20 protein-coding genes and 1 pseudogene are annotated in these 25,440 nt (G+C 64.7%); 7 read left to right on the top strand and 14 right to left on the bottom strand.

What is annotated here, in order from left to right; translation table 11 throughout:
• Positions 1-47 precede the first annotated feature (47 nt).
• A complete protein-coding gene (locus C7I85_RS06555; protein ID WP_106723172.1) occupies positions 48-4,835 on the top strand; it encodes an NAD-glutamate dehydrogenase in 4,788 nt (1,595 codons plus the stop codon).
• 735 nt (positions 4,836-5,570) lie between these two features.
• Entirely contained in the window at positions 5,571-6,944 is a 1,374-nt protein-coding gene (locus tag C7I85_RS06550; RefSeq protein WP_245444836.1) for a DUF2778 domain-containing protein, read from the top strand.
• 100 nt (positions 6,945-7,044) lie between these two features.
• On the opposite strand, the pseudogene C7I85_RS06545 reads toward C7I85_RS06550, so the two are convergent.
• The 4 genes and pseudogenes from C7I85_RS06545 to minC all read right to left on the bottom strand — a co-directional run.
• Positions 7,045-7,512: pseudogene (locus C7I85_RS06545) on the bottom strand (VOC family protein); the annotation flags it as partial.
• 294 nt (positions 7,513-7,806) lie between these two features.
• Complete coding sequence (minE, locus tag C7I85_RS06540) at positions 7,807-8,076, bottom strand: cell division topological specificity factor MinE (RefSeq protein ID WP_106723170.1); 270 nt, start codon at positions 8,074-8,076, stop codon at positions 7,807-7,809.
• Positions 8,073-8,888, bottom strand: a complete 816-nt coding sequence (gene minD / locus C7I85_RS06535; protein WP_106723169.1) for a septum site-determining protein MinD — start codon at positions 8,886-8,888, stop codon at positions 8,073-8,075. The genes minE and minD overlap by 4 nt, the downstream gene beginning before the upstream one ends.
• A 17-nt stretch (positions 8,889-8,905) precedes the next feature.
• A complete protein-coding gene (minC, locus tag C7I85_RS06530; protein ID WP_106723168.1) occupies positions 8,906-9,595 on the bottom strand; it encodes a septum site-determining protein MinC in 690 nt (229 codons plus the stop codon).
• A 188-nt stretch (positions 9,596-9,783) separates the two neighbouring features.
• Here minC and C7I85_RS06525 point away from each other — a divergent pair, with 188 nt between their 5' ends.
• Complete coding sequence (locus C7I85_RS06525) at positions 9,784-11,163, top strand: MFS transporter (protein ID WP_106723167.1); 1,380 nt, start codon at positions 9,784-9,786, stop codon at positions 11,161-11,163.
• A gap of 248 nt (positions 11,164-11,411) precedes the next feature.
• On the opposite strand, the gene purH is transcribed toward C7I85_RS06525, so the two are convergent.
• From purH to htpX, 5 genes are all read right to left on the bottom strand, one after another.
• Positions 11,412-13,028, bottom strand: coding sequence for a bifunctional phosphoribosylaminoimidazolecarboxamide formyltransferase/IMP cyclohydrolase (gene purH, locus C7I85_RS06520; protein WP_106723166.1), 1,617 nt, complete (start codon positions 13,026-13,028; stop codon positions 11,412-11,414).
• An 88-nt stretch (positions 13,029-13,116) separates the two neighbouring features.
• Positions 13,117-13,446, bottom strand: a complete 330-nt coding sequence (locus tag C7I85_RS06515; RefSeq protein ID WP_106723165.1) for a GIY-YIG nuclease family protein — start codon at positions 13,444-13,446, stop codon at positions 13,117-13,119.
• Positions 13,447-13,517: 71 nt separating this feature from the next.
• Positions 13,518-15,221 (bottom strand): heparinase II/III family protein, encoded by a 1,704-nt coding sequence (locus C7I85_RS06510; protein WP_106723164.1) that lies wholly within the window; start codon positions 15,219-15,221, stop codon positions 13,518-13,520.
• Positions 15,222-15,393: 172 nt separating this feature from the next.
• On the bottom strand, positions 15,394-16,797 hold the full coding sequence (locus C7I85_RS06505; protein WP_106723163.1) for an RsmB/NOP family class I SAM-dependent RNA methyltransferase: 1,404 nt from the start codon (positions 16,795-16,797) through the stop codon (positions 15,394-15,396).
• Entirely contained in the window at positions 16,788-17,801 is a 1,014-nt protein-coding gene (gene htpX, locus C7I85_RS06500) for a zinc metalloprotease HtpX (RefSeq protein ID WP_106723162.1), read from the bottom strand. The genes C7I85_RS06505 and htpX overlap by 10 nt, the downstream gene beginning before the upstream one ends.
• Positions 17,802-17,908: 107 nt before the next feature.
• Here htpX and C7I85_RS06495 point away from each other — a divergent pair, with 107 nt between their 5' ends.
• Together C7I85_RS06495 and C7I85_RS06490 are read left to right on the top strand one after the other, a co-directional pair.
• Positions 17,909-18,136, top strand: a complete 228-nt coding sequence (locus C7I85_RS06495) for a DUF1674 domain-containing protein (protein WP_106723161.1) — start codon at positions 17,909-17,911, stop codon at positions 18,134-18,136.
• Between the two features lie 66 nt (positions 18,137-18,202).
• On the top strand, positions 18,203-18,664 hold the full coding sequence (locus tag C7I85_RS06490; RefSeq protein WP_245444835.1) for a thermonuclease family protein: 462 nt from the start codon (positions 18,203-18,205) through the stop codon (positions 18,662-18,664).
• A gap of 283 nt (positions 18,665-18,947) precedes the next feature.
• Here the strand turns inward: C7I85_RS06490 and C7I85_RS06485 are convergent, their stop codons facing one another.
• The 3 genes from C7I85_RS06485 to acs all read right to left on the bottom strand — a co-directional run bounded on the left by C7I85_RS06485 (position 18,948) and on the right by acs (position 21,811).
• Positions 18,948-19,352: a carboxymuconolactone decarboxylase family protein gene (locus C7I85_RS06485; protein ID WP_106723160.1), complete on the bottom strand. Its 405-nt coding sequence runs from the start codon at positions 19,350-19,352 to the stop codon at positions 18,948-18,950.
• The gene (locus C7I85_RS06480; RefSeq protein ID WP_106723568.1) at positions 19,324-19,713 is read right to left on the bottom strand and encodes a MerR family transcriptional regulator; all 390 of its coding nucleotides are present in this window, start codon (positions 19,711-19,713) and stop codon (positions 19,324-19,326) included. Before C7I85_RS06480 ends, C7I85_RS06485 begins: the two co-directional genes overlap by 29 nt.
• Positions 19,714-19,855: 142 nt before the next feature.
• Positions 19,856-21,811, bottom strand: a complete 1,956-nt coding sequence (acs, locus tag C7I85_RS06475; protein ID WP_106723159.1) for an acetate--CoA ligase — start codon at positions 21,809-21,811, stop codon at positions 19,856-19,858.
• A 313-nt stretch (positions 21,812-22,124) separates the two neighbouring features.
• On the opposite strand from acs, the gene C7I85_RS06470 reads away from it, so the two are divergent.
• Positions 22,125-22,397, top strand: coding sequence for an usg protein (locus C7I85_RS06470; protein ID WP_106723158.1), 273 nt, complete (start codon positions 22,125-22,127; stop codon positions 22,395-22,397).
• Between the two features lie 8 nt (positions 22,398-22,405).
• On the opposite strand, the gene C7I85_RS06465 is transcribed toward C7I85_RS06470, so the two are convergent.
• Positions 22,406-22,792 carry a hypothetical protein gene (locus C7I85_RS06465; protein WP_106723157.1) on the bottom strand — a complete coding sequence of 129 codons (387 nt, stop codon included), beginning with the start codon at positions 22,790-22,792 and terminating at the stop codon, positions 22,406-22,408.
• Positions 22,793-23,082: 290 nt separating this feature from the next.
• Here C7I85_RS06465 and C7I85_RS06460 point away from each other — a divergent pair, with 290 nt between their 5' ends.
• Complete coding sequence (locus tag C7I85_RS06460; protein ID WP_106723156.1) at positions 23,083-24,192, top strand: branched-chain amino acid ABC transporter substrate-binding protein; 1,110 nt, start codon at positions 23,083-23,085, stop codon at positions 24,190-24,192.
• Positions 24,193-24,245: 53 nt separating this feature from the next.
• Here C7I85_RS06460 and C7I85_RS06455 read toward each other — a convergent pair whose 3' ends face one another.
• A complete protein-coding gene (locus C7I85_RS06455) occupies positions 24,246-25,295 on the bottom strand; it encodes an aldo/keto reductase (RefSeq protein WP_106723155.1) in 1,050 nt (349 codons plus the stop codon).
• Positions 25,296-25,440 lie beyond the last annotated feature (145 nt).

Genomic DNA, 25,440 nt, shown 5'->3' with positions numbered 1-25,440 from the left:
CTACGATAGTCGTAGCCACTGCATGGGTTGGGGAGAGTTTCAGCACCATGGCAACCAAAGCCACCACCGCCACCAATAAGTCATCTCCGACAGCAAAGGCCGTCGAACGGCCGGGCAGGCTTGCCGACTATCTACTGGCGCGGGCGCCGTCCGAGGACGTCGCCGCCTATGACGCATCCGTTCTGAAGCGGTCGGCGGAACTGGCCGAACGCGCCGTCGCCGGCCACCATAAGGGCGAGACCGTGATCGCCATCGACCGCGATCCGGAGATCAAGCTCGACGGGCGCCAGCTGACGGCGGTCACCGTCGTCAATGACAACATGCCCTTCCTGTTCGATTCGATCCTCGGCGAGATCAACGACAGCGTCGGCGAGGCCTCGCTGGTCACCCACCCGGTGGTGCTGGTGCGCCATGGCAAGGACGGGGTCGAGGAAGTGCTGGGCGAAAGCGGCCCGCACAAGGAAGACGAGCGCGGCGCCGATCGGCTGAGCGTCGTGCACGTGCATATCCGTGCGCTGAGCGACGAGCAGGCAGCCGGCCTCGAGGAGCGGCTGCGCAACGTACTGGCGCAAGTGCATTTGGCCGTTGCCGACTGGAAGCCGATGCTGGCCCGGCTCGACCAGGCGATCTCGCAATTCCGCTATGGCGAGATTCCGCTGGAGAAGGATGCGGTGGCCGAGGCTATCGCCTTCCTCGAATGGCTGCGCGACGACAATTTCACTTTCCTCGGCATGCGCGAGTTCCACTACACCGGCGGCGAGAAGACCGGAACGCTCGACCGCGCCGGCAAGCCCGGCCTCGGCATCCTCGCCAGCTCCGACGTGCTGGTGCTGCGGCGCGACGCCGACGGCGACAACATCACCACGCCCGAAATCCGTGCCTTCCTGCACGGGCCCGAGCCGCTGATCGTCACCAAGGCGAACGGCAAGTCGGTGGTGCACCGGCGCGCCTATCTCGACTACATCGGCGTCAAGACCTATGACGAGAAGGGGCGGCTGGCCGGCGAGCTGCGCATCGTGGGCCTGTTCACCTCCACCGCCTACACGCGCTCGGTGATGAAGATCCCCTATCTGCGCTCCAAGGCGCAGACCGTGCTCGACGCTTCCGGCTTCGACCGCGCCGACCATTCCGGCAAGGCGCTGATCAACGTGCTGGAAGGCTATCCGCGCGACGAGCTGTTCCAGACCTCGATCCCGACGCTGAGCAAGAACGCCGAGGCCATCCTTGGCCTGATCGAGCGGCCGCGCGTGCGCGCGCTGGTGCGCGTCGACCAGTTCGACCGCTTCGTCTCGGTGCTCGTCTTCGTGCCGCGCGACCGTTACGATTCGGACGTGCGCGAGAAGATCGGCACCTATCTGAAGACCGTGTTCGAGGGGCGGCTGTCGGCCTACTACCCGGCCTTCCCCGAAGGCGGGCTGACCCGCATTCACTTCATCATCGGCCGTTCGGGAGGTAAGACGCCCGAGGTCGAGCAGGCCACGATCGAGGCGGCCATCCGCGACATCGTGCGGACCTGGGAGGACGCGCTGGCGGAAGCCGAAGCGGCATCCGGCGCCGATGTCGGCCTTGCCAAGATCGCCGGCCGCTTCCCCGACAGCTATCGCAACAGCTTCACGCCCGAGCAGGCACTGGTCGATGCCGGCCAGCTCGCAACGATCAGTGCCGAGAACCCGATCGCCATCGATTTCTACCGCGATCACGGCCAGACGGCCGAGCAGGCTTCGCTGAAGATCTATCACCACGGCGCGCCGGTGGCGCTGTCGCGGCGCGTGCCGATCCTGGAAAACGCGGGCTTCCGCGTCATCAGCGAGCGCACCTTCGAAGTGCGTGACGGAGCGGCAGGCTCGATCTTCATCCACGACATGGAGCTGGAGAACGGCTTCAACAAGCCGATCGACCTTTCCGACGACGGTGCGCTGTTCGACGAGGTGTTCCTGTCGGTGTGGCGTGGCGATGCCGACAATGACGGCTATAATGCGCTGGCGCAGACCGCCGCGCTGACGTCCTCTGCAATCGGCATCCTGCGCGCCTATGGCCGCTATCTGCAGCAGGCCGGCATTCCGCAGAGCCAGGATTTCATCGCGGCTGCGCTGAACCGCTATCCGCAGATCGCGCGCGCGCTGTTCGAGCTGTTCGTCGCCCGCTTCGACCCGGCCGTGAAGGACGGCGAGGTGACGGCGATGCACCTCAAGGCGTCGATCAAGGATGCGCTGGAGCAGGTGCCGAACATCGACGACGACACCATCATCCGGCGCTACCTCAACCTCATCGAGGCCTCGGTTCGCACCAATCATTTCGTGGCCGACACGAAGGAGAAGGGCCAGTCGCTGGCGATCAAGCTCGACTCGCGGGCCATCGAAGGCCTGCCCGAGCCGAGGCCGTGGCGCGAGATCTTCGTCTACGGGCCTGAGGTCGAGGGCGTGCATCTGCGCTTCGGCTCCGTCGCGCGCGGGGGCTTGCGCTGGTCGGATCGTGCGCAGGACTACCGCACCGAGGTGCTGGGCCTGGTGAAGGCGCAGCAGGTGAAGAACGCGGTGATCGTGCCGGTGGGCGCCAAAGGCGGCTTCTATCCCAAGCGCCTGCCCGTGGGCGGCAGCCGTGACGCGGTGTTCGAGGCCGGCAAGGCCGCCTACATCAACTTCATCTCCAGCATGCTTTCGGTGACCGACAACATCGAGGGCGATCATGTCGTGCCGCCGGCGGGCGTGACGCGCCGCGACGGCGACGATCCCTATTTCGTCGTTGCTGCCGACAAGGGCACGGCCACCTTCTCCGACACCGCCAACTCCATCAGCGAGGCGCATGGCTTCTGGCTGGACGACGCCTTCGCTTCCGGCGGCTCGGCCGGCTACGACCACAAGAAGATGGGCATCACCGCGCGCGGCGCCTGGGAGGCCGTGAAGCGGCACTTCCGCGAAATGAACCGCGACATCCAGACCTCGCCCTTCACGACCGTGGGCGTAGGCGACATGTCGGGCGACGTGTTCGGCAACGGCATGCTGCTTTCCGAGCAGACCAAGCTGATCGCTGCCTTCGACCATCGCGACATCTTCATCGATCCAGATCCGGATGCCGCGGCTTCCTTCGCCGAGCGCAAAAGGCTGTTCGCGCTGCCGCGCTCCAGCTGGCAGGACTATGACCAGACAAAACTGTCGGCGGGCGGCATCATCGTCTCGCGCAACCAGAAGTCGGTGACGCTGCCGGCTGCGGCGGCCAAGGCCATCGGCCTTGCCAAGACCACCGCTTCGCCCACCGAGGTCATCAAGGCCATCCTCAAGGCGGATGTCGACCTGCTCTGGTTCGGCGGCATCGGCACCTATCTGCGCGGCACCGGCGAAACCAACCAGGAAGTCGGCGACCGCGCCAACGACGCGATCCGCATCACGGCCGCGGAAGCGCGTGCCAAGGTGATCGGCGAGGGCGCAAACCTTGGCGTCACCCAGCGCGCGCGCATCGAGTTCGGCCTGCTGGGCGGGCGCTGCAACTCCGACGCCATCGACAACTCGGCCGGCGTGAATTCGTCGGACGTCGAGGTCAACATCAAGATCGCGCTGGCGTCGGCCATGCGTAAGGGTGCGCTGACCCGGCCCGCCCGCAACAAGCTGCTCGCCGAGATGACGGACGAGGTGGCCGAGCTGGTGCTGTCGAACAACTACCAGCAGCCGCTGGCGCTGTCCTTGCAGCAAAAGCGCGGCCTGGCCGACATCGCCCACCAGGGCCGGTTCATGAACGCGCTGGAGACGCGCGGGCTGCTCGACCGTGCGGTCGAGTTCCTACCTTCGGCGGCAGCTCTGGCCGAACGCGAGGCGCGCGGCGAGCCGCTCACCCGGGCCGAGCTCGGCGTGCTGCTTGCCTATGCGAAGATCGTGCTGTTCTCCGACATCGTCGGCAGCGACCTCCTGGACGATCCGCATTTCGAGCGCGATCTGATGGGGTACTTCCCCGAAAAGATGGCGAAGAAATATGCCGACGAGATCAAGGGCCACCGGCTGCGCCGCGAGATCATCGCGCGCGTGCTGGCCAACGACGTGGTCAATCGCGGCGGTCCTTCCTTCGTCAACCGCCTACAGGAAGCCACCGGCCGCAGCGCGGCTGACGTGGTGCGCGCCTTCGTGGCGGTGCGGGCGGGCTTCGAACTGCCGGCGCTCTATCGTGAAATCGACGCGCTCGACAACCGCATCGACGGACAGGTTCAGATCGACCTCTATCAGTCGGTCGGCCGGCTGATCTTCGTCGCAACCAACTGGTATCTGCGCAATGCCGCTGGCGAAGCCCCGATCGACCAGGAGATCGCCGCACTCTCCGAAGCCCGCCGGGCGCTGGAGCCTAAGCTGGCCGAGCTTCTGCCGGCCTTCAACAAGGCACGCCTGGCCGACCGCCGCGACGGCTTCGTCGCCGCCGGTGCGCCCGAAGGGCTGGCCGAGCGGCTGGCGCTGGCCGATGTCGCCGAGCTGATCCCGGATATCTCGCTGGTGGCACAGGCCGCCAAGTCCGACATCGCAACGGCGGCCAAGGCCTTCTTCGCGGTCAGCGATGTCTTCCGCATCGCGCGCATCGAGGATGCGGCCCGGACCATCATGCCGTCCGACTACTATGACGAGCTGGCGCTTTCGCGCGCCACCGACACCATCGATGTCGCACGGCGCGGCATTGCGGTGGCGGCACTGACCGGCTTCGGCAAGGCGGCCGATCCGGTTGCGGCATGGCTGGAAGCCGGCGGCGGGCGCGTCACGCGCATCCGCGAGCGGCTGCAGGGACTGACCGAGGGCGGCGACATCACCGTGTCGCGGCTTTCGGTGGCTTCCGGGCTGATGAGCGATCTGACGGGGGCATGAGACACTGAACGTGTCTTAGCCCGCCTGAGCGGCTTACGAAGGAACGGCGGACTGGATGGGCGAGATGCTCGTCCATGTCCGCCGTTCCTTTTTTTCAATCAGGCGAACGTCGAGCGGTCGGGAATGCACCTGCACCTGGGAAACCTGGCAGGCGTCGTGAGGCTGACTTTCGCCAAGGGCGCCTCGCTCGGGCTCCTCAGTCTGTTCAAATCCGGTCATCAATCGGGCGTGCCATCGACTTGAGGGCGACGAGATGGATGGCGCCTTCAGCGCGCTCATCCGTGCCGTGATGACCTTGAATAGAGCCCGATGATCGACTGGGCTGGCCAAGGCCTAGCGCTCATCGCCGCCCTTGAGGCCCGGCCGTCGCCCTCACTATTTTTGCAAGCCATGCGAGCTTCCTCGTTTTATCTGCAACAATTCCGTGTCTCTGGCGGGCATCCGGTCGGTGCTGCTTCTGCTAAAAATGCTCATCCAAAGCGCTTTGGAAGCAGTTTTGCCTAGCTATCGCTAAGTCTTTGATCTGCCGTCCTATATCCAAGATTTCAGAGCGCGAAATTCAAGTTTTGGCGCCGGCATGTGACTTTCCATGTCGGATCGAAAGCAAAATTTAACCATAATTGTCCATCCTTTCTCCATCACTCGTTCAAGATGGGGACAAGCCGAAAGTCTCGCATTTGAGGTCGCACGCCGACCTTGAGCCCTTTGCGGGGATGCCGGTTTGGATACGCGTTAGTGAGTAAAACCATTCGTACACAGTCCTTGCGCCGTCTCGTGCGCCCGCTGCTGATTACCTGCTTTGGAACCGCTTTTGCCGGCATGACCCTGTGGTCGGTGACCGGCATGGTGGCGGTAGGCAGCAGCTCCGTTGCCCTCGGCTCGAGCCCCTTCCTGCCCAAGCCGCAGTTCTACTCGGCCAAGAGCATGCAGGCGCGGCTCTCCGATGACCAGGCCAAGATCGGCAAGGCGCCTAGACTGCCCGCCGCGGCAGCGCGTGCCTACGTGGCCGCGAAGCTGGCCTCCGCCGAAACGGATTCCGCCCTTTATTCCGATATTCTGGGAACCGCCGATGCAGGCGGCGCCGGAGCACGCTTCGACGAAGTCGTGAAAAAGGCCGCGCTGACGCCCGAAAAACTTGCCGGCCTGTTCACCAGTTCCGGCTCCGGTTCCAGCAAGTCGCATGGCCCGGTTGTCGCAAAGGCCGGCGCGCCCACGAAGGAACGGGTCGCGTCGCTGGCGGCCGCCCCGGCCAACCAGTCGCAGCACGTGCTCGCCTATGCCGATCCCAACCCGGGCGGCGCAGCCGGCGCCGCGCTGTCGGCCCTGCTGGCCGCGCCGTCGACCGAAGACCTCGCTTCGCAGAAGCAGGAACTCGACATGGACGATGCCGCAGCTGGCTTACCCGGCTTTGAAGACACGCCGTCCGACGCCCCGCTGCCGCAGCTTCGGCCCCAGGGCGACCAGGCCCCCAAGAAAGCCGCTGAGGCGGAGAAGCCGGTCGCTCGGCAGCCCGAAGAGCAGGCAGCAGCTCCGAAGAGCGACGACGCCAAGAAGGCCGATGAAGCCGATGCGCCGAAGAAGCAGCAGCAGCTTGCCTATGCGCGTCCGGACTATCCGGAGGACAGGTCGACCGGCGGTGGCATCGGCCAGAGGCTGCGCAACATGTTCGGCGGCACCACCAAGCCCGGACATGGCGTGGCCGTCTACGATATCAGTGCCGCCAAGGTCTACATGCCCGACGGCAGCGTGCTCGAGGCGCATTCCGGCGTCGGCAAGATGGCCGACGACCCGCGCTATGTGAACGTCAAGATGAACGGACCGACGCCGCCGCACACCTATAACCTCAAGATGCGTGAAGCGCGCTTCCATGGCGTCGAGGCGATCCGCATGCTGCCCGCCGACGGCAAGAACAAGTACGGTCGCGACGGCTTCCTCACCCACAGCTACCTGCTGCGCGGCCGCCAGGCGCAGTCGCACGGTTGCGTCGCCTTCAAGGACTACAAGCGTTTCCTCGCGGCGTTCAAGCAGGGCAAGGTCAAGCAGATCATCGTTGTGCCGAACGGCGGCCAGGAAACCATGCGCCTCGCTTCGAACGGCAAGAGCGCTTGAGGGGTACTGCTTAATCCGGTCGGCGACGACCCGTTGCGGACCAAGACCATGCCGGGCAGACCGGCATTGTCCTTTGGGATCGGGATTAAGTGGCGACAGCTCAGTCGGCTGGGCCAGCAAACAAGATGAGATTTCCATCTGGATCTAGAACAATGAAGTTTCTAGCGCCCCAAGGTTCTTTCCTAAGGGCTTGATGGAAGGGTACCCCCTTAGCCTGAAAACTCAGGAAGAGCTGCTTGATCTCGTCTGCGGTGTCGACGGTGATCGAGGCGGAAAGCAAGTGTTCGCGCTTTCGTATATCGCCAACGAACACCGGCTCGCACACCATTCTTAAGCCGAGTCGCGCCTTGTCGCGGATCACCTGTCCATAGAATGGCGGGTCCCCATACACAAAGTCGACCGTGAAGCCGAGTTTGGCGGCGAAAAAATCACACGAGGCCCCGATGTCGGCGACGAACAACTGCGCCGAAGTCGAGCTCAGGACGGGGCGAGGCAGGGCATCTTGGCATTGATCTGTCACGGATCGGGCCCCAGTCTTGAGCGCCTTCCATCCCTCAAATCCCATTCGGGTTTTCCGAATACGCAACCGGCCAGTTCGGAAACGTGCCGCAGGTCAGGAATTGATGCAGTGAAACGACGCTGATGGATGGGCTGTCAGAAGATGTCGGCGGATCGTGAAGTCGAGCCCATGCCCGGCAACGATAGCATGCGCAAGCGGCGGGTCAATGTGGAGGAACGGGCTCGCCCCGGAATCGACGCCGCAGTTCATCGCGAGCGGACAGGGCTCCGTGTCTTTGGTCCGGCGAAGGCAGTTCAAGTTCCGCGTTAGTGGAAAAACGGGACTTGAACCGCCACGGCCCCGTCAGAACGCGGGCGAGGCGGCTGCTCCCCCGTTGGGAATATGAATGTCGATCTCCAGCGTCGACGTTGTCTTGCCGCGTTCCATGGTGATCTTGACGTCGTCCTGGCTGACCTGGACGTGCTTGGCGATCACGGCCATGATCTCCTCGCGCAGTATGGCGACGAGATCTGGCTGGTTGCGGTTGTTGCGCTCATAGGCCAGCAGGACCTGCAGGCGTTCGCGGGCCACAGGCGCACTGGCGCGACGTTTGAAGATGTCTAATAGGCTCATGCCACTCTCCTTCCCAGAAGACGGTTAAGGAGACCTTTCTTTTCGACCGGCAGGACCATCGGCACGTCTTCGCCCTGCAGGCGTTTGGCGGCGTCCGCATAGGCGCGGGCGGCAGCGTTGGTGGGTTCGTTCAGCGTCACCGGCGAGCCGACATTGGAGGCGCGCAATACGCCCTGGCTCTCGGGGATGATGCCGAGCAGCGGCGTGGAGAGGATTTCCAGGACGTCGTCGATGCTCAGCATCTCGCCGCGCGCGGCCCTGGCCGGATCATAGCGGGTAACGAGGACATGCTTGGTGACGCTCTCGCCCTGCTCTGCCTTCAAGGTCTTGGAATCGAGCAGGCCGATGATGCGGTCCGAATCGCGGACCGAGCTCACCTCCGGATTGGTGACGATGACCGCCTCGTCGGCAAAGCGCATGGCAAGCTGGGCACCGCGCTCGATGCCGGCCGGGCTGTCGCATAGAACGTAGTCGAATTTTTCGCGCAGTATCCCGACGACGCTGGCCACGCCTTCTTCGGTCAGGGCGTCCTTGTCGCGCGTCTGCGACGCGGGCAGCAGGAACAGCGTCTCCACGCGCTTGTCGCGGATCAGCGCCTGCGAAAGCTTGGCCACGCCTTGGGTGACGTTGACGAGGTCGAACACCACGCGCCGCTCTGCCCCCATGACCAGGTCGAGGTTGCGCAGGCCGACGTCGAAGTCGATGAGCACCACCTTCTTGCCGGTCTGGGCTAGAACGGCTCCGAGGGCGGCAGTCGAGGTCGTCTTGCCGACGCCGCCCTTGCCAGATGTGACGACCACTACCTTGCCCATGTTCTTGTCTCCAATTGTCATTTGAGGGGCGCGACCAGAATTACGCCTTCGTCGAGGTAGGCCTGTATCGGCCTGCCGCGCGTGGAAGGCTCCATGTCCTCCGCAGTGCGATACCAGCCGTCGATCGCCAGAAGCTCCGCCTCGTTCTTGCGGCAGAAGATGCGCGCGGTGCGATCTCCCCATGCGCCGGCAAAGGCGCGCCCGCGCAAGGTTCCGTAGACGTGGATGGACCCGCCGGCGAGGATCTCGGAACCCGAGCTCGCCGAGCCGAGGATGATCACGTCACCATCCGGGTGATTGATCGATTGGCCCGAGCGGATCGGCGATTCGATGATCAGCGTGTTCGATTGCCTCGTCTCTTCGGCATGGGCCGGCGAGGCTTCCTCTTCGGCCGCTTCCTCGATCGTCGTTTCCTTGGCGCCCTTGAGAAGCGGGGGCAGCTCTGGGCCGAGGGCGTCGATGTCCTTCGATTCGAGTGCGTAGACCCTTATCCCGCGCTCGGCGAGCTGCGAAACCAGACCGGCGATCTCGGCCGGCTCGGGCTTCAGCGCCTTGAGGTCGAGCACGACGGGGCGGCCCGCGAAGAAGCCAGGCGAGTTCTCGACCCAGCGGTCGAGGTCCTGCAGCCACTCTTCCAGCGGCGCTTCTGGCACGAGCGCGAAGGCGACGAATGATCGGGCGCGAAAGCGTATGGACTTATTCTGCATTGGGGGGCGACTCAGTTCACAGATAGTCCTACCAACCGGGCTGCGGTGTAGGCCATGGTAAACGGAACGTAAATTGCATTTCTTCCCCAGTGTGGCCGAGCGTCCGCAGATCTCCCCCTTTGCGCCGCCCCCAAAAACATGCAGACATGGCGCGAACCGCAAGCAGGACAAAGCGGACAGGAGGGGACATGGCCGAGGCAAGCATGGAGAGCACGAGGGCGTCGCGCGCCGGCATCTTGGGCTGGATGTTCTTCGACTGGGCGGCGCAGCCCTTCTTCACCGTGGTCACCACCTTCATCTTCGGCCCCTATGTCGTCTCGCGCATGGCGACCGACCCGGCGGTGGGGCAGGCGGCCTGGGGCTATGGCATCGCCGCGGCCGGCTTCGTCATCGCTATCCTCTCGCCGGTGCTCGGTTCGATCGCCGACCACACCGGCCAGCGCAAGCCGTGGATCGCCTTCTTCGCTGTGATCAAGATTTTCAGCCTCTGCATGCTCTGGTATGCGGCGCCCGGCTCGCCGCTTGTGCCGACGATCCTGTTCTTCTCGCTCGCCTCGGTGGCGGCGGAATTCTCCATCGTCTTCAACGATTCCATGATGCCGCGCCTGGTGCCAAAGGCCGAGATCGGCAGCATCTCCAACATCGCCTGGGGGCTCGGCTATGTCGGAGGCATGATCGCGCTGCTGTTCGTGATCCTGTTGCTGGCCGGCTCGCCGGAGACAGGCTTGACGCTGATCGGCACCGAGCCGCTGTTCGGCCTCGATCCGAAGCTCGGCGAGGATGCGCGCGCCACCGGGCCGCTTTCGGCGCTGTGGTACCTCGTATTCATCCTGCCGATGTTCCTGTTCACGCCCGACAGCGCCAAGGGCAAGGCGCTTGGACCCGCGGTGCGCGACGGCCTCTCGGAGCTCAAGTCGACGCTCGGCGAAGTGCGCCGGCGCAGCGGCATCCTCCGCTTCCTGATTGCCCGCATGATCTATCAGGACGGCGTCAACGCGCTGTTGGCGCTGGGCGGCGTGTTCGCGGCGGCGATGTTCGGCTGGTCGATCACCGAGATCGGCCTGTTTGGCATCATCCTCAATGTGGTGGCGATCTTCGGCTGTCTCGCGGCGAGCCGTCTCGACACGTCGCTCGGTTCCAAGAAGGTGGTGATGATCGCGCTGACCCTGCTGATCGTGGCGACGCTTGGCATCCTGTCCACCGGGCCGGGCTACACGCTGTTCGGCGCGCTGCAGCTCGATGGCGCCGATACCGGCGGCTTCTTCGCCACGCCCGCGGAAAAGGCCTACATCCTCTACGGCTTGCTGATCGGCGTGGCCTTCGGGCCGGTGCAGGCCTCGTCGCGCTCCTATCTGGCGCGCAGCGTGACGCCCGCCGAGGCCGGGCGCTATTTCGGCATCTATGCGCTGGCCGGCCGCGCCACCAGCTTTTTGGCGCCGTTCCTCTACGCCACGATCACGGCAGTGACCGGCTCGCCGCGGCTGGGCATGACGGTGATCATCGTGTTCCTGGTAGTGGGCATGGCGCTGCTGTTGCCGACGCCCTATCCGGCGGATCGGGCGAAGTGAGGGATATCCTTCCCCCTTGAGTGGGGGTGAGGAGTGGTGGCCGAAGGGCACGAAAAGCCAACGATTTGGCTTTTCGAATGACGAACGCCCGGAGCCATGGCGGAGGGCAGGTTCCGAAGGGCCGGGAGGGGGCGGTTCATGCCGCGCACTGCCGCGACGACCCCACCCGCATCCCTCGCTATGCTCGGATGCGACCTCCCCTCAAGGGGGAGGTGGGCGCCGGCGCCCTCTAGCGGGAGGGTACGACCTCAGTGCCTGAAATGCCGGATGCCGGTGAACACCATGGCGATGCCGTGAGCGTCGGCGGCGGCGATCACCTCGTCGTCGCGCATCGAGCCGCCCGGCTGGATGACAGCCGTGGCGCCCGCCTCGATGGCCGACAGAAGGCCGTCGGCGAAGGGGAAGAAGGCGTCGGACGCCACCACTGAGCCCTTGGTCAGCGGCTCGGCTATGCCGGCGGCTTCGGTCGCATCCAGCGCCTTGCGGGCGGCGATTCGCGAAGAGTCGACGCGGCTCATCTGGCCGGCGCCGATGCCGACGGTGGCGCCGTCCTTCACATAGACGATGGCGTTGGACTTCACATGCTTCGCGACGCGGAAGGCAAAGCGCAGGTCTTCCATCTCGCGCTCGGTCGGCGCGCGCTTGGTCACCACCCTCAGCTCGAAATCGTCGACCACCGCATTGTCGCGCGACTGGACGAGCAGGCCGCCGGCCACAGACTTGACCGCCATACCGGGCGCGCGCGGGTCGGGCAGGCCGCCGGTCACCAGAAGGCGCAGGTTCTTCTTGGCGGCGATGATGGCCTGCGCTTCCTCGCTGGCCTCGGGCGCGATGATGACCTCGGTGAAGGTTTTTACGATTTCTTCCGCCGCTTCCGCGTCGAGCAGCCGGTTCACGGCGACGATGCCGCCGAAGGCGGAGACAGGGTCGCAGGCGAGCGCCTTGAGATAGGCGTCCTTCAGGTTCGCGCCCTCGCCGACGCCGCAGGGATTGGCGTGCTTGATGATGGCGACCGCGGCCGAGCGGGCCGGGTCGAACTCGCCGACCAGCTCGAAGGCGGCGTCGGTGTCGTTGATGTTGTTGTAGGAGAGCTGCTTGCCCTGCAACTGCTTTGCCGTGGCAACGCCGGGACGCTTCTCGCCGTTGACGTAGAAGCCGGCCTGCTGGTGCGGGTTCTCGCCATAGCGCATGACGTTTTCGAGCTTGCCGCCGAAGGCGCGCCAGGTGGGGTGCTCGATTGCCAGCGCATCGGCAAACCAGCCCGAGATCGCCGCGTCATAGGCTGCGGTGCGGGCGAATGCCTTGGCTGCCAGCTTCTGGCGGAACTCGTAGGAGAGGCTGCCGGTGTTCAGCTCGAGTGCGTTCAGGACGGCGGCATAGTCTTCCGGGTCGGTGACGATGGTGACATAGGCGTGGTTCTTGGCCGAGGCGCGCACCATGGCCGGGCCGCCGATGTCGATGTTTTCCACGATCGAGGCGTAGTCCGCACCAGACTGGCGGACTTCCTCGAACGGGTAGAGGTTCACCACCACGAGGTCGATGGGCTGGATGTTGTGGGCCAGCATGGCCTCGGCATGTTCGGGGTCGTCCCGCACGCCAAGCAGCGCGCCGTGCACCGACGGGTGCAGCGTCTTCACGCGGCCGTCCATGATCTCGGGGAAGCCGGTGAGTTCGGAGACGTCACGCACGGCGATGTCGGCGGCGGCGATGGCCTTGGCGGTGCCGCCGGTGGAGACCAGCTCGACGCCTGCCTTGGCAAGGGCGGCGGCGAAGTCGATCAGGCCGGTCTTGTCGGAAACCGACAACAGCGCGCGGCGAACGGGAACCAGGTCTGGGGCGGGGATTTTCTTGGAGGCGACGGCCATGGGAGCGGGCCTTTCTGCGGCTGGGTGAGCAAGGCCCGGCCCTACCACATGAGGGCCGGAAATCAAGCGCCGACGCCCCGCTTAACCGTCAGAGTGGCAAGGCGTCCAGCTTCTGTTGCCAGTGAGCGAGCCTTGCCTTCAGCGCCTCGCCGGTGGGGATCATCTTCGGATCGAACCGTTCGACTTGCTCAAGAACGAGGCAGTCCTGGCCATGCTGGTTCCACGCGGCCTGGAGGGTCCGTGAAACATGGTTTCCAAGACGGAGCGAAAAGGTAACACGATTCATGATCGCGTCGAAATCCGGCGTATAGCCGACCCATTGCTGGCCGGATTGGGCGCAACGCAGCGCATATACGCCGGCGTTCGCCTCGCGGTTCTTGTAGGCCGCAATCGCGGCCTTCTTGTCGCTGTTGTCCATGAGAGAGCCCTTTCAAGACGGCTCTAGACGCTGCCGCGCTGCATTGTCAATTTTGCGGCCGCGAGCGGATCTCAGCTGCTTGCCTTGGTCAATTGCCAGTGCACCTCGGGCAGGTGCGAGGCCTTGAAGGCAAGCACGATCTGGCGGCTGCGGCGCGGGCCGCCGAGGCCGGCGAAGAAGATCGACTCCTCCACCTGCGGCGCCACCTCGCGGCAGGAAAAAACCCAGCGGTCGGCATTCGGTGCCGCCAGCACCAGCCGGCCCTTGTCGGCTTGAAACAGCTCGACATCCGGGTGCAGGTGGAAGCGGATGGTGACGTGGTCGCGGCCGTCGTCGGGCGCGCGGGCGCCGCCATTGCGGAAGAAGCGGTCGGCGCCGCTGAGCACCGCGCCCTCGCCGGACAACGCCATCTCGCGCTCGTGGTAGATGCCGAAGCGCGGCACGTAGCTGTCATGGCTGGCGACGAAGCCCTGCATGCCGTGCGTATCGGTGCGCCGGCTGGACACGTTCTTGGGGCCCGCGATCAGCGGCGAGCCGAGCAGGTCGTTGACGCGCGGCGAATGGCTGAAGCGGGCAGACGAGGTGTCGTTGAGGGCTGCGGTCGAATGGGCGGCGGTGGCGCGCGACAGCGGCCGGAACTCTTCCGCGCCATAGGCGTCGACTCCGGCATTGACGACGAAGTGCTGCCGGCCGGCCGACATCTCGAAGGACAGGCAGCCGGCATGCGCCTTGTAAGAGGCCTGGCTCGGCGGCGGCGCGCCGGTGTCAGCGATGACCGTTGTGCCGCCCATGCACAAACGCTGGTAGCCCGAATGGGGCGCATGCAGCAGCGGCGCGCCGACGGTGTCGTCATGGCGCATTACGGAGGCGATGCGGTCGGGAATGGTGACGCCCATGCCGTTGAAGCGGGCGATGGAGCCGTCCTGGTGGCGGAAGAAGCGCAGCGCCGGCAGCATGCGCTCCACAGCGCCGATCAGCGCCTCGGGCGGCGACTCGGCCTGGTTGGCATAGGTCTGGCGCATCGGCAGAAGGTCGGCCAAAAGCTCCAGCACGGCGATCGGGTTGCGCGAGATGTGGCCGCCGTCGGGCAGGATCTGGCGGTCGAGCTCCTCGCTGAGGTTACGCGTGGCACTGCGCAGCGCCGAGGCCGGCGCGGGCAGCGAGAGCGCGGCAAAGGCAAGCGCGATGCGCGCCCGCAGCTTTTCCTCGCCATCGGGCATTTCGCGCGCCATCGAGCGCAGGTAGCGGATCTGGATCGCCAGCGACTTCAGGTAGCCGCGATAGAAGGGGAACTCGGCGCCCTGCAGCACGACGGACGAGTGCTGCAGCCAGGCAATGATGCGGCGGGCGGTAATCGCCGGCTCCCAGGCCACGCCGTTGATGCGGCTGCCATGGGTGGCGATCCAGTCGCCGACGAGGGCGCGGGCATTGGCGGCAGCAAGCTCGGTGCCGGCGGCGCGCATGTGGCGCAGCCAGCGGAAGCCATGAAGCGAGCGCTGCCAGCGGCGATTTGCATCCGCGATCTGGAAGGGCGACTTGCCGCCGGTCTCGACCAGATGACCGGCGAAGGGATAGCGGCCGTAATAGATTTCGAGGGCGATCTGCTGGTCGGCGAGGCGCAGGTCAGGCGGCGCGATCAGTACGCGCTCGGGCGTGCGGCCGGTAAAGCGCCAGCGATAGACCGGGCCGGCGCGCAGCCGCCGGCGCGTCTTGCGCCAGAGCTCCATTGCGACCAGCGCCCAAAGGCCTGTCGTGTTGCCTGCAGCAATCGACAAGTAGTCCCTCCAGAATGAAAGTCCGCAAATAATTAGAAGTATACGATTCAAAGTTATCTGCGAAGGTGAAATTAGTCGACTGGCTACAACTGCCGATATTTCTATAGTTGCAAGGCCTCAGCGCCGGAAACGATCGTTTCCGGCCTTGGGCACGTCGTGCTGTTGTTTCGAATCAGGACACGCGTTGTAGCCGGGCGGCGAAGAATCCGTCCAGTCCTGAAAGGTCCTGCGACCCCATGTCCATGTCGGCCGGCGTGGTGCGGAGCTGCCCCTTCGGCGTCAGGAATGCGTCAACGCCCGCGATCTCGCCGGGCCGGATGGGATCGTCCGCGACACCCGGCGTGGCGAGGAAGGCGGCGTGCATCTCCTCGCCCTCCAGCGGGTCGAGCGAGCAGTTGGAAAAGATGATGCGGCCGCCGGGCTTGACCAGCGAGACGGCGCGCGCAAGCAGCCGGCTTTGCAGGTCGGCGAGCTTGGCGATGTCCTCGGGCGTCTTGGTCCAGGGCACGTCGGGGTGCCGGCGAACGGTGCCGGTGGACGAGCAGGGCGCGTCGAGCAGCACCGCGTCGAACAGTTCTTCCGGCTCGAAGCGCAGAATGTCGGCCTGCACGGTCTTGGCCGAATAGCCTAGGCGCGCGAGGTTCTGTTCCAGCCGCGCCAGACGGTTCTTCGAGCTGTCGATTGCCGTGACACGTGCGCCGGCAGCGAGAAGCTGAGCCGTCTTGCCGCCGGGGGCGGCGCAGAGGTCGGCGACATGCAGGCCCGCGACATCGCCGAACAGGCGCGCGGGCAGGGCGGCTGCGGCATCCTGCACCCACCAGGCGCCTTCGGTAAAACCGGGCAGGTCGGGCACGTCGGCGGGAAGCCGGGAAACGCGCACAGAGCCCGTGGGCAGCACGATGCCGCCGAACTTTTGCGCCCAGCCCTCGGGGTCGGATTTCACGGTGAAATCGACCGGGGCCTCGATGCGCTGGATGTCGAGGATACGCGCGGCGGTGTCCGCGCCATAGGCGTCGACGAGGCGACCGGCGAACCAGTCGGGCGCATCCTGCGTGCGCGCCAGCATGGCCGGAAGCTCTGCCTCCTTGCCGCGGGCGATTGCGCGCAGCACGCCGTTGACCAGGCCGGAAAAGCGGGCCGTGCGCGGGTCGGCCTTGGCGTGGGTGACGGCAAGGTCGACGGCGGCGCTGTCGGGAATGTCGAGGAACAGGATCTGGGCAGCCGCCACATTGAGGATGTGCGAAAGTGCCGTGGCATTGGTCGGCAGCGGCCGCTCCAGCCGCGCTGCGATCAGGTTGCCGATGGTGCGACGATAGCGCAGCGCCGTGACCAGAATGGCGCGTACCAGCCCGCGATCGCGCATGTCGAGCGCGCGGAACTGCGGATGGCCGTGGTCATGGTCGGTCAGCCCGTCAAGCGAGGTATGCGCGTCGATGACCGCAGCCAGCAGCTTGGCCGCCGCCTTGCGCGCGGCAAGGCCGGGCGTACCGTTGCCGTCCTCGCGGTCGGAAGCGGCCGGTTTGGAAAATGACTTCTTCGGTTTCGTGCGCCGCCGCTCGTCCACGCTCACGACCAGGGACCCTTCGGCCCGGTGGGTTTACGTCCCCACGGTCCCGAATCGGGCTCGGAAGGCTTCGATGCGCCCCAGGGCCCGCTTTCGCCGCGCGGAGTGGTGTCGCGTGCGGCGCTCGGCCGAGCATTGACATCGCGGCTGGTCATGCCGCCGCTGCCCATGCCCTTGCGCGCCATCTCTTCGAGCGCGGCAATGCGGTTTTCGGTGTTGGGATGGGTGGAAAACAGATTGTCCATACGCTCGCCGGATAGCGGATTGATGATGAAGAGAGGCGCCATTGCGGGATTGCGCTCTGCTTCGGGATTGGGGATGCGTTCGACGTTGCGAGCGATCTTGTCAAGGGCAGAAGCCAGCCAGAGCGGCTGGCCGCAGATCTCGGCGCCGCGCTGGTCGGCGGAATATTCGCGCGTGCGGCTGATCGCCATCTGCACCAGCATGGCGGCAAACGGGGCAACGAGCACCGCCACCAGCATGCCCACCATGCCGAGCGGGTTGTTGTTTTCGCGGTTGCCGCCGCCGAGGAAGAAGGCGAAATTGGCGAGCATGGAGATGGCGCCGGCAATCGTGGCGGTGATCGTCATGGTCAACGTGTCGCGGTGCTGCACATGGGCAAGCTCATGCGCCATGACACCCGCCACCTCCTCATGCGACAGGCGCTCAAGCAGGCCGGTGCTGGCGGCAACCGCGGCGTTCTGCGGATTGCGGCCGGTGGCGAATGCATTGGGCTGCGGGTTGTCGATGAGATAGACCTTGGGCATCGGCAGGCCGGCGCGGCGAGCCAGCTCGCGCACGATGGCGTAGTATTCGGGGGCGCTGCGCTCGTCGACCTCGACCGCGTTGTTCATGCGCAGAACCATCTTGTCAGCATTCCAGTAGCTGAAGAGGTTCATTGCGGCGGCGACCAGGAAGGCGATCAACATGCCGTGAGCGCCGCCGATCAGATAGCCGACCGCCATGAACAGTGCGGTCATGAAGGCCAGCAGCATGGCGGTGCGGATAATGTTCATCGAGGTCTCCTTTCGGGGGCCGGCGGAACGGGTCGATCCCCGCTCCATGTTTCGCTATATGATGGGTAGCAACCCGTCAGGTTTCAATCACATAGCCAGGAGTTTCCATGGCCGAACAGCTCACAAAAGGGGTCGAAACGGAGGCCGCCGAGGCCACGCCCGAACCGAAGAAACTGACGCCGGCGGCCGAACGCGCGCTGAAGGAGGCCGAAGCCCGCCGCAAGGCCTATCTCGAACAGGAGGCGGCCGTGCCGCGCGAATTGGGCGGACGCGGCGGCAAGGAGCCGGTGCGCTACGGCGACTGGGAGATCAAGGGCATCGCCGCCGATTTTTGAGGGCGGGCGCGCCGGGGCGGCCGCCCTGCGTTGCGCTATCATTGAAATAGGAATAAATGCCTTGGCATGGAATCGCGACGATTCGCCAAGGTGATGCGCGTGCTGCCCGCCAGCCTGCTGGCGGCGTCCGGCCTTGGCATGATGCCCGCTTTGGCTGGCAAGGACTTTGCGGGGCCGGTGGCGGCTAGCGTCGTCGAGGTTCTGGACGGCGACACATTTGTCGCGGACGCCCATGTCTGGCCGGGCCAGACGATCCGCATGAATATCCGCATACGGGGCATCGACGCGCCGGAGATGAAGAGCCGCTGCGCCACCGAGCATTCAGCCGCGCTCGAGGCGCGGGATGTGCTGGCCGAGCTGCTGCAGGGCGGCGAGGTGTCGATCTCCAATATAGGCAGCGCCAAATATTACGGCCGCGTGCTGGCCGACGTCGTCACGCGCGACGGCGAGCAGGTGGGGCCGATCATGCTCCATCTCGGGTTGGCGCGGCCCTATTGGGGCGGCCACCGCGACGGCTGGTGCGGCTGATCGGAAACCTTTCGCGCAAAAGAAAAGGCCGCCGCTTCTTGCGAAGCTGGCGGCCCCGTTCTTTCGTCCGGCGTGCGGTCGTCAGCAAGGGCCCGTGAGGGCTGGCCTGCCGCACGTCATGCACTTCAACGGAGAGGCTGCTCCCCGCGAAGGCAATCCGCCGAGACCTCACGCTGGAAAACGAAATCACTCGACATCGGATCACCTCCTTTCAATTGGTTGCACATGCGGCCCAATGTGGGAACACCGTTGCGGCTTGGCAAGAGACAAATTGCAGCAGTCGTCAGGCCGCTTCGTTTGCGGCAAAGACCTCCCTGGCTGCAAACAGGCCGTTGAGTGCTGCCGGGAACCCGGCATAGACGGCCATCTGCATGATCGTCTCTACGATCTCGACGCGGCTCAAGCCGACGTTGAGTCCGGCCTGGATATGGACCTTCAGCTGCGGTTGGGCGGTGCCGAGCGCGGTGAGCGCCGCGATGGTGGCGATCTCGCGCGACCTCAGATCGAGGCCGGGGCGCGAATAGATGTCGCCGAAGGGGAACTCGATGAGATAACGGCCGAAGTCGGGGGCGATGTCGGCAAGCGCGTCCACCACCTGCTGGCCGCCATGGCCGTCGATTTCAGCCAGCGCGCGCAAGCCGCGGTCGTACCGGGTTTCGCTATCGGGCTTTTCTGTGAGAGTGACCATTTTCTATCCTCTGTTCTGCTGCGGCATAGCCGGCGATCTTGTTGTCGAGGACGAGGAGATTGGCCTGAAGTTCCGTCAGGTTGGCGTAAACCCGGTCGCGGTGCTTTTCCAGAAGTGCGCGGCGTTCGGCTTCGGTTGCCGCGCCTTGTTCACGCAGCGCCGCGTAGCGCAGCATTTCGCGGATCGGCATCCCGGTCGCCTTGAGGCGGCCGAGAAATTCGATCCAGGTCAGGATGGATGCGTCGTAGTCGCGCTGGCTCGAGCGGTCGCGATCCGCATAAGGCAACAGCCCGATCCGCTCGTAATAGCGGATCGTGTATGCCGTCAGCCCACTGCGTTTTGCCAGTTCGCCGATCTTCATGAACAACCCTGTTTCGTCTCGACGCCAGGCAAGCTAGGGCTTCGAGTACACTCTAAGTCAAGGGTTCATTTCGCGGTGGGCGACATGAATAAGGCGCCCGGCTCGGATCGAGCGAGGCGCCTTGACAGGATCGGAAGCTGGATCAGCCCTTCTTGTTCTGCCGGTGCTCGATCAGGTCGTCGACCACCGCCGGATCGGCAAGCGTCGAGGTGTCGCCCAGCGAGCCGAAATCGTCCTCGGCGATCTTGCGCAGGATGCGGCGCATGATCTTGCCGGAACGCGTCTTGGGCAGGCCGGGCGCGAACTGGATCTTGTCGGGCGAGGCGATCGGACCGATCTCCTTGCGCACATGGGCTACGAGTTCCTTGCGCAGGTCCTCGGTGGCTTCGACGCCGGCCATCAGCGTGACATAGCTGTAGATGCCCTGGCCCTTGATGTCGTGCGGATAGCCAACGACGGCGGCCTCGGACACCTTGTCGTGGCTGACCAGCGCCGACTCGACCTCGGCCGTGCCCATGCGGTGGCCCGAGACGTTGATGACGTCGTCGACGCGGCCGGTGATCCAGAAGTAGCCGTCGGCGTCGCGGCGGCAGCCGTCGCCGGTGAAATACTTGCCCTTGTAGTTGGAGAAGTAGGTCTGGATGAAGCGCTCGTGGTCGCCATAGACCGTCCGCATCTGGCCCGGCCAGGATTCGGTGATGCAGAGATTGCCGTCGGCCGCGCCCTCCAGCACCTTGCCCTCATTGTCGACCAGCTGCGGCACGACGCCGAAGAACGGACGCGTCGCCGAGCCGGGCTTGAGGTCGGTGGCGCCTGGCAGCGGGGTGATCAGGATGCCGCCGGTCTCGGTCTGCCACCAGGTGTCGACGATCGGTATCTTCTTCTCGCCGACGACGTTGAAGTACCACTCCCAGGCCTCGGGATTGATCGGCTCACCCACCGAGCCGAGCACGCGCAGGCTCTTGCGCGAGGTCTTCTTGACGTGGTCGTCGCCCGCGCCCATCAGCGCGCGGATGGCGGTGGGGGCGGTGTAGAAGATGTTGACCTGGTGCTTGTCGACCACGTCCCAGAAGCGCGAGGCCGACGGATAGTTCGGCACGCCCTCGAACATCAGCGTGGTGGCGCCGTTGGCGAGCGGACCATAGAGGATATAGCTGTGGCCGGTGACCCAGCCGACATCGGCCGTGCACCAGTAGACGTCGCCGTCATGGTAGTCGAAGACGTACTGGTGGGTCATCGACGCGTAGACGAGATAGCCGCCGGTGGTGTGCAGCACGCCCTTGGGCTTGCCGGTCGAGCCGGAGGTGTAGAGGATGAACAGCGGGTCCTCCGCCTTCATCTTTTCGGGCTTGCAGTCCGGCTTAACCGAGGCGGTCTCCTCGTGGTACCAGCGGTCGCGATTGGCGAACCAGGCGATCTTGCCGGCGGTGCGGCGCACCACCAGAACGTTCTTGACGATCACGCCCTGGCGGCCGGCGATGTCGATGGCCTTGTCGGTGTTTTCCTTCAGCGGAACGGCCTTGCCGCCGCGCAGGCCCTCGTCGGCGGTGATGACGAAGGTCGATTCGCAGTCGACGATGCGGCCGGCCAGCGCGTCGGGCGAGAAGCCGCCGAAGACCACCGAATGGATGGCGCCGATGCGCGTGCAGGCGAGCATCGCATAGGCCGCCTCGGGGATCATCGGCATGTAGATGGTGACGCGGTCGCCCTTCTTGACGCCGTGCTTCTTCAGCACATTGGCGAGGCGGCAGACGCGCTCGTGAAGCTCGTTATAGGTGATCTTCTTGTCGTCGTAGGGGTTGTCGCCTTCCCAGATGATGGCGGTCTGGTCGCCGCGCTTCTTCAGGTGCCGGTCGATGCAGTTGTAGGAGACGTTGGTGACGCCGTCCTCGAACCACTTGATCGATACCTTGCCGGTGAAGGAGGCGTTCTTGACCTTGGTGAAGGGCTTGAACCAGTCGATCCGCTTGCCGTGCTTGCCCCAGAACTTGTCCGGATTCTTGATGCTGTCGGCATACCATTTGAGATAGGTGTCATTGTCGATCAGCGCATTTTTCTTCCACGCCGGCTGAACGCGGTAGACTTTCTCGTCGGACATTTTTTCTCCCCAGAAGTGTCGGACCGCCTGAAAGGGGCCCGCTGCGCAGGTGGGCGCACAGATGTTCGGTTCGAATTAATATCATTCCGCCGTGGGGGACAATATTAGACCTTGGATTTGCCCGGCTTCGAACAAAAGGCGGTAGCGATGGGCCTCACGCATGGGCGCTGGCACTCAATGCGCTGAGTGCTGCCAAGCTCCTGATTTTGTGAGCGAAAATTGATCCGTCGGTGCTCTGGCGTTCATGTCGGGTTAAGCATCCTGGCACAAGACTGATTATATTAGAGGGGACGGTTGTAAGCGGGTGAGAGCCATGCGCGACGTTTCCGAACTGGAACTGATGCTGAAGGGGTACGGGCTGACCACGGCGCAGTTTTTCTACCACATGCCCGATCATCCCCATCTGTTGCAGACCTTCGTCTGGCAGGATTACGACCTGGCGCCGGAATTCCCGGGCCTGTTCAAATTCATCAGGTTCTGGACGAGCCGGCTGGACGGGCCGCTGCATTCGGTGCGCTACACGCACAGGCTGCTGATCGCGCCGAACGAATGGCGCAATGTGAAGGGCGAGTTCGTGCTGCACTGACGGCGTTTTCAGCCAGACAGCCGCGCGACAATGGCGAAGGCGAGCATGCCGAAGGCAACCGCGGCTATGGGCAGCAATACCTGGATGGCAGCCGACGTACCGCTCATATGGTCCCGGCTGGTGTAGAATTGCTCGGAGGCCCATTCCGAAAATGTCGGTATCTTCTCATGCGGTGCGCGGCGCCGGCGTTGTGCGCGCCAGGTGTGCCAGACGATGGTCGGCAGCACCACGATCATGACGAAGAAGGCCGTCATGACGGCGAGCAGATAGTCGGTGTTTTCGCCCGCGCCAAAGCCGATCCATGCCGCCATGACATAGAAGGCCGCGAGCGCAACCAGGGCGGCATAGACGAAGGGGTGGAGGCGGTCCGTCGTGTGGACAGGGTATTTGTTCATGATGCCCTCCTTCGCATCGCAAAGGCGGCCCGTCCGTCGCGTGGGTGCTTTACCGGAGATTGGGTGCGCGGGCTCCGTTTTCCATGTGTTGTATTGACGCTGGGTCAAATTTACTTGGCGCCGGGAACGTCTTCGCTCAGTTCATGCTAGACTGCCTGGCGAGCCAATCAGCTTGTCTTGTCTGGCCGATTGCCAAGGCGGCAATCAATGGCTATGCGCCGAGTCAGGCTTTCGGTCGAATCCGAAGGTTTCTACTTGGAGTTCCCGAGGTTCGCTTGAGGAGGATTGACGTGAACACGAAGAAATTACTTGCCGGCGTTGCTTTCGCCGCGTCCCTGGTCGTCGCTGCATCGGCCCGCGCCGATATCACGATCGGCCTGATTGCGCCGCTCACCGGCCCCGTGGCTGCCTATGGCGATCAGGTCAAGAACGGCGCGGAAGCCGCCGTCGACACCATCAACAAGAATGGCGGCATCCTTGGCGAAAAGGTCGTGCTGAAGCTCGCCGACGACGCGGGCGATCCCAAGCAGGGCGTGTCGGCCGCCAACAATCTGGTCGGCAATGACGTGCACTATGTCGTCGGCCCGGTGACGTCGGGCGTGGCGATCCCCGCTTCTGACGTCCTCGCCGAGAACGGCGTGCTGATGGTGACCCCGACCGCGACCGCGCCCGATCTCACCAATCGCGGCCTGACCAACATACTGCGCACCTGCGGCCGCGACGACCAGCAGGCCGAAGTCGCCGCCAAATACGTCCTCGAGCATCTGAAGGACAAGAAGGTTGCGATCATTCACGACAAGGGCACCTACGGCATGGGCCTGGCCAATGCGTTCAAGGCGGGCCTCAATGCCGGCGGTGTGACCGAGGTGCTCTATGAAGGCCTGACGCCCGGCGACAAGGACTATACCGCGCTCGTCGGCCGTCTGAAGAAGGACGGTGCGGAGGTCATCTATTTCGGCGGCTACCACCCTGAGGGCGGCCTGCTTGCCCGCCAGCTCGCTGATGGCGGCGTGAAGGCGCAGATCATCGGCGGCGAAGGTCTTTCCAACACCGAGTATTGGGCCATCGGCAATGAGGCCGCTGCCGGCACGCTCTTCACCAACGCCACCGACGCGCTGAAGAATTCGGATTCGGCCGAAGCCGTGCAGGTGCTGAAGGACAAGGGCATTCCGCCGGAAGCCTTCACGCTGAACGCCTATGCCGCCGTGCAGGTTCTCAAGGCGGGCATCGAAAAGGCCGGCAAGGCCGACGATCCGGCCGCTGTCGCAACCGCGATCAAGTCGGGCGAGCCGATCCAGACGGCAATCGGCAAGCTGACCTACGGCGAAAATGGCGACCTGTCCTCGCCGAGCTTCTCGCTGTTCAAATGGGAAGGCGGCAAGATCGTCTCGGCGGACTGAGTTCTTCGAAGCGTGATTGGAAAGGGCCGGAAGAGACTCCGGCCCTTTTGCTTTTAGGCCCTGGCCGAGAATGGCGCAGGGCGGCGGCCGGCATCCTGGCGCTCCAGCATCCAGCCCGGATATTCCGAAGGCAAGGCGCTGACCTCATCGAGGCGGGCGATGTCGCTTTCATCGAGCGCAAGATCGGTCGAGGCGAGGTTCTGGTCGAGCTGCGCCAGGCTCGATGCGCCGATGATGACGCTCATCACGAAGGGCTTTGCCAGCACATAGCCGAGCGCAACCGTGGCGACCGAGACATTGTGCTTGGCGGCGATCTCGCGCATCGCCGCGACAGCCGCCCAGGCGCGGTCCTCGTTGACCGGCGGGAAATTGAAGCTGGCGCGACGGCCCTCTCCGTTGCCGGGCGCGCCGGGGCCGTATTTGCCCGACAGCAGGCCGCCGGCAAGCGGCGACCACACCATGAGGCCGAGCTTTTCCTCCTGAAGCAGAGGCACGATTTCGCGCTCGAGGTCGCGGCCGCCGATCGAGTAGTAGGACTGCACAGTTTCGAAGCGGGCAAAGCCGCGCCGCTCGGAGACGCCCAGCGCCTTGGCGATGCGCCAGGCCTGCCAGTTGGACACGCCGACATAGCGGACCTTGCCGCTGGCGACGAGATCGTCGAGCGCACGCAGGGTTTCCTCGATCGGCGTCACGGTGTCGGTGCCGTGCAGCTGGTAGAGGTCGATGTGGTCGGTCTGCAGACGCTTCAGGCTGCCGTCGATCGAATCCATGATGTGGCCGCGCGAGGAGCCGCGCTGATTGGGGCCGTTGCCCATGGCGCCGTGTACCTTGGTGGCGATGACGACTTCCTCACGGGCGATGCCGAGGTTCTTCAGCGACTGGCCGAGCAAGTGCTCGGACTGGCCGAAGGAATAGACATCGGCGGTGTCGATGAAATTGACGCCGGCAGCGAGCGAGCGCTGGACGATCGCGTCGACGCCCTTCTGGTCGAGGCTGGCGATCTGGCCCCACTGGGCATTCTGCCCGGCCTGGCCGAAGGTCATGGTTCCCAGGCACAGTTCGGAGACGAACAGGCCCGTATTGCCGAGTTGCTTGTATCGCATGGGAGGACTCCGGAAGCTTCCAGTTGCTGAAAGTCTTTGACTTCGAACAAATAGGAACGGATCGTTTCGTTTCCAGATGGGCCAGCATTTGCGAGCCTGTGACCCAGAGCGTTACCGCAAGGCCCTCGTCGCGCTGGTCGAGGCG

It is taken from the genome of Pseudaminobacter soli (ex Li et al. 2025) (genome assembly GCF_003012705.1).
GTDB lineage: Bacteria > Pseudomonadota > Alphaproteobacteria > Rhizobiales > Rhizobiaceae > Pseudaminobacter > Pseudaminobacter soli.
This window is presented reverse-complemented; position numbering and strand designations above follow the sequence as displayed.